The sequence below is a fragment of the Micromonospora sp. HNM0581 genome (assembly GCF_012726175.1).
In the GTDB taxonomy this organism is placed as follows: Bacteria; Actinomycetota; Actinomycetes; order Mycobacteriales; family Micromonosporaceae; genus Micromonospora.
In genome coordinates this window covers 1-4030 of the sequence record NZ_JAASAD010000044.1, presented here as the reverse complement: position 1 = coordinate 4030, position 4030 = coordinate 1, and the positions used below count along the sequence as shown (strand labels likewise).

2 protein-coding genes are annotated in these 4030 nt (G+C 69.8%); both read left to right on the top strand.

The features are described 5' to 3' along the window. The first annotated feature begins 80 nt into the window (after nt 1–80). On the top strand, nt 81–3155 hold the full coding sequence (locus tag HCA58_RS22950) for an SDR family NAD(P)-dependent oxidoreductase (RefSeq protein WP_346776094.1): 3075 nt from the start codon (nt 81–83) through the stop codon (nt 3153–3155). A gap of 10 nt (nt 3156–3165) precedes the next feature. After that, nucleotides 3166–4030: beta-ketoacyl synthase N-terminal-like domain-containing protein (locus HCA58_RS22945; protein WP_205809480.1), on the top strand; the 865-nt coding region annotated here is incomplete at its 3' end.

The following is a 4030-nucleotide window of genomic DNA, read 5'->3' as shown; positions in this document are numbered from 1 at the left end:
TGGTGGGTTTGCCGGATGTGGATGTTGCTGATGTTGGTTTTTCGTTGTTGTCGACGCGGTCGTTGTTCGAGCATCGGGCGGTGGTTCTGGGCCGGGACCGCACCGAACTCCTCGCCGGGCTCACCGCGACAGCCGAAGGGACCGACGGCCCGTCCGCACCGGCGACGGCGGGCGGCAGGACGGTCTTCGTCTTCCCGGGGCAGGGATCGCAGTGGGTGGGCATGGGGCGCGAGCTGTACACCTCGTCGCCGGCGTTCGCCCGACGGATGCAGGAGTGCGCCGACGCGCTGTCCCCGTACGTGACCTGGTCGCTGCTGAACGTGCTCGACGATGCCGATGCCCTGCAACGGGTGGACGTCATCCAGCCCGTGCTGTGGGCCGTGATGGTGTCGCTGGCCGAGGCGTGGCGTTGCCACGGCGTGGAGCCGGCGGCCGTGCTCGGCCACTCGCAGGGCGAAATCGCCGCCGCCTGTGTCGCCGGAGGCCTGACCCTGTCGGACGCGGCGAAGGTGGTCGCGCTCCGGTCGAAGGCGATTCTGGCTCTGTCGGGCCGTGGCGGGATGGTCTCGGTGACGCTACCGGTCGACGGCGTGCGACCCCTCCTCACCGAAGGACTGTCGATAGCGGCGGTCAACGGACCGTCATCTGTCGTGGTTTCCGGTGCGGCGGCCGCGCTCGACGCTCTCCTGGCCCGCTGCGACGCGCAGGGCGTACGGGCGCGTCGCATTCCGGTCGACTACGCCTCGCACTCCGCGCAGGTGGATGACGTACGCGACGAACTGGTCCGAGCGCTTGCCGATATCGCCCCACGAACGTCCGACATCCCGTTCTTCTCGACGGTCACCGCGGACTGGTTGGACACCGCCCGGCTGGACGCGGAGTACTGGTACACGAACTTGCGCCACACCGTCCGCTTCGAGGAGGCCACCCGGTCGCTCGCCGCACAGGGTTTCCGCTTCTTCGTCGAGTCGTCCGCCCATCCGGTGCTGACCGTCGGCATCGCACAGACGCTCGACGGCACGGATACCGCCGCCACGGTGGTGGGCACGTTGCGCCGCGACGAAGGCGGCCTCGGCCGCCTGCTGCGGTCAGCGGCGGAGTTGTTCGAGGCGGGCCTGCCGGTGTCCTGGGAGACCGTGCTGCCGGGGCGCGCCGGTCGGTGGATCCCGCTGCCGACCTACCCGTTCCAGCGACAGCGCTACTGGCTGGACACCCCGCACGACGGTACCCCGGAGCCCGAGCCGGGCCAGCGGGGCGACCGGTTGTACCAGGTGGACTGGCTGCCCCACCCGGTCGGCGTCGATCAGGGGACCGGCCGGCACGTGGTGCTGGAACCCGCCGGCACGGATCTCAGCGACCTCGACGAGGTACCCCCCGTGGTCATCGTTGCGGCCGCAACAGCGGCCGAGGTGGACGCAGGAATCCCAGAAGCCGTCGAGGAACACCTGCACCAACTGCTCCGACTGCTGCAGGGCTGGCTCGGCGACGACCGCACCGCCGAATCCCGGCTGGTCGTCGTGACTCGCGACGCGATCCACGACGACCAGGTCACCCACCCGAACGTCATCGCGGCGACGACCTGGGGTTTCGTGCGCTGCGCGCAAACCGAGAACCCGGACCGCATCACGCTCGTCGACATCGATGACCAACCTGCCTCGTGGGATCTGGTGCCGGCGGCCGTCGCGACCGGCGAGACCCAGATCACGATTCGGGCCGGTCTGGTGAACACACCGCGGTTGGCCCCCGTCGGCGCGGATCGTGCCGCGGCGCAGCCCGACGATCCGCCGCCGCCATCGACCGGGGACTCCCCGCTCGGGCACGGCACAGTGCTGATCACCGGAGGCACCAGCGGACTGGGGGCGATGCTGGCCCACCACCTGGTACGTCGCCACGGCGTGCGCCGACTCCTGCTGACCAGCCGGCGTGGTCCGGCGGCGCCGGCCGCAACCGATCTGCGTGCGGCGCTGACCGGAGCCGGTGCCGAGGTGGAGGTGGTGGCTTGCGACATCACGAACCGCGAGTCGGTCGCCGCGCTGATCGCGGCGGTACCGGCCGACCGTCCGCTCACCGCGGTCATCCACTGCGCGGGTGTCCTGGACGACGGGGTCGTCGAAACCCTGACCGAGGACCGGATCGACACGGTGCTGGCGCCGAAGGTGCGCGGTGCCTGGCATCTGCACGAGCTGACCAGACAGCTGAACCTCTCCGCCTTCGTCCTGTTTTCCTCGATCGCGAGCGTGCTGGGCACCGCCGGGCAGGCCAACTACGCTGCGGCGAACGCCTTCCTGAACGGCCTGGCGCACGCCCGCCGGGCGGCGGGACTGCCCGCCAGTTCCCTGTGCTGGGGATTCTGGGCCGAGCGCAGCGAGATGGTCGCCGATCTCGGCGACGCGGACCTCACCCGCCTGCACCGGCAGGGTGTTCTTCCGTTGTCCTCGCAGCAGGGACTCGCGCTCTTCGACGCGGCTCTCGGCCACGACCGGGCGGTGCTGGTGCCCGCCAACCTGCGGCTACCCGCGCCGGACACGACCGACGCCGGCCGGCTGACCTCACCGCTGCTACGGGGTCTGCCCGCGGTATCGGGCCAGGTCAGCGACCTGGCAACCGACGACGCCGCCGAGCCGCGACTCGTGCGGCGGCTGCGCTCACTACCTCCGGCGGAGGCGGAGGCGGTGTTGCTCGACACCGTGCGTACCCAGACCGCGATCGTGCTCGGGCACGCCGACACCAGAACGACAGGTGCCGGTACGGCCTTCAAAGAACTGGGGATCGACTCGCTCACCGCGCTGGAACTACGGAACAAGTTGTCGGCGATCGTCGGCGGGAAGCTGCCCGCCACGATGGTCTTCGACCATCCGAACCCGCGCGCTCTCACCAAGTTCCTGCTCACCCGGATCAGTGTGGACACCGGTACGGACACCGGGGCCGTCGTCGATCGGCTGAGAAGGGAGATCGCGACGCTGGGTAGCCAGCTCGACGAGGCGTACCTCGGTCTCGGGCCCGAGGAGCAGGCGACCATCGCCACCCTGCTGAGCGAGTTGCGCGGCCGGGTGACGGCGAAGACGAGCGTGGACGCGCCGACCGGCATCGTCGATCGGATCAGTTCGGCCTCGGCGGGAGAGCTTCTCTCGCTCCTGGACAACGAGCTCGGCTAGGGGAACAGCGATGACCAACGACAACAACGCCGACATCCTCGACTACCTCCGTCGGACCTCCATCGAACTGATGCAGACCCGCAAGCAGTTGCGTGAGCTGACGGAGGCCGCCCGCGAACCGATCGCGGTGGTCGGCCTGGCATGCCGGTTCCCGGGCGGCGCGGTCACCCCGGAGGCACTGTGGGAGCTGGTGGAGTCAGGCGCGGACGTCATGTCCGACTTTCCCACCGACCGTAACTGGGACCTCGACGAGCTGTACGATCCGACGTCCGGCCGACCGGGCACCTGCTACACGCGTACCGGCGGATTCCTCAGCGACGCGGGGGACTTCGACGCCGAGTTCTTCGGCATCAACCCGCGTGAGGCACTTGCCGCCGATCCGCAGCAGCGGCTTCTCCTGGAGGTGTCGTGGGAGTCGCTGGAGCGGGCCGGCATCGACCCCCACTCGTTGCGCGGCAGCCGTACCGGTGTGTTCGCGGGGCTGGCCTACTTCGGGTACGGCAACCACTTCGTCACCCCCGAGGTCATCTCCGGGTACGCACAGACCGGGTCGCTGGCGAGCGTCGCCTCGGGCCGGGTGGCGTACGTGTTGGGCCTGGAAGGTCCGGCGGTGTCGACGGACACTGCCTGCTCCTCGTCGTTGGTCACGGTGCACCAGGCGGTGCGGTCACTGCGCCAGGGCGAATGTGACCTTGCCCTGGCCGGCGGCGTGACGGTCACCGCGACGCCGCAGGTGTTCCGCGAATTCGCCCGGCAGCGGGGTTTGTCGGTGGATGGGCGGTGTAAGGCGTTTGCGGAGGCGGCGGATGGGACGGGTTTTTCGGAGGGTGCTGGGGTTTTGGTTTTGGAGCGGTTGTCGGATGCGTTGCGGAATG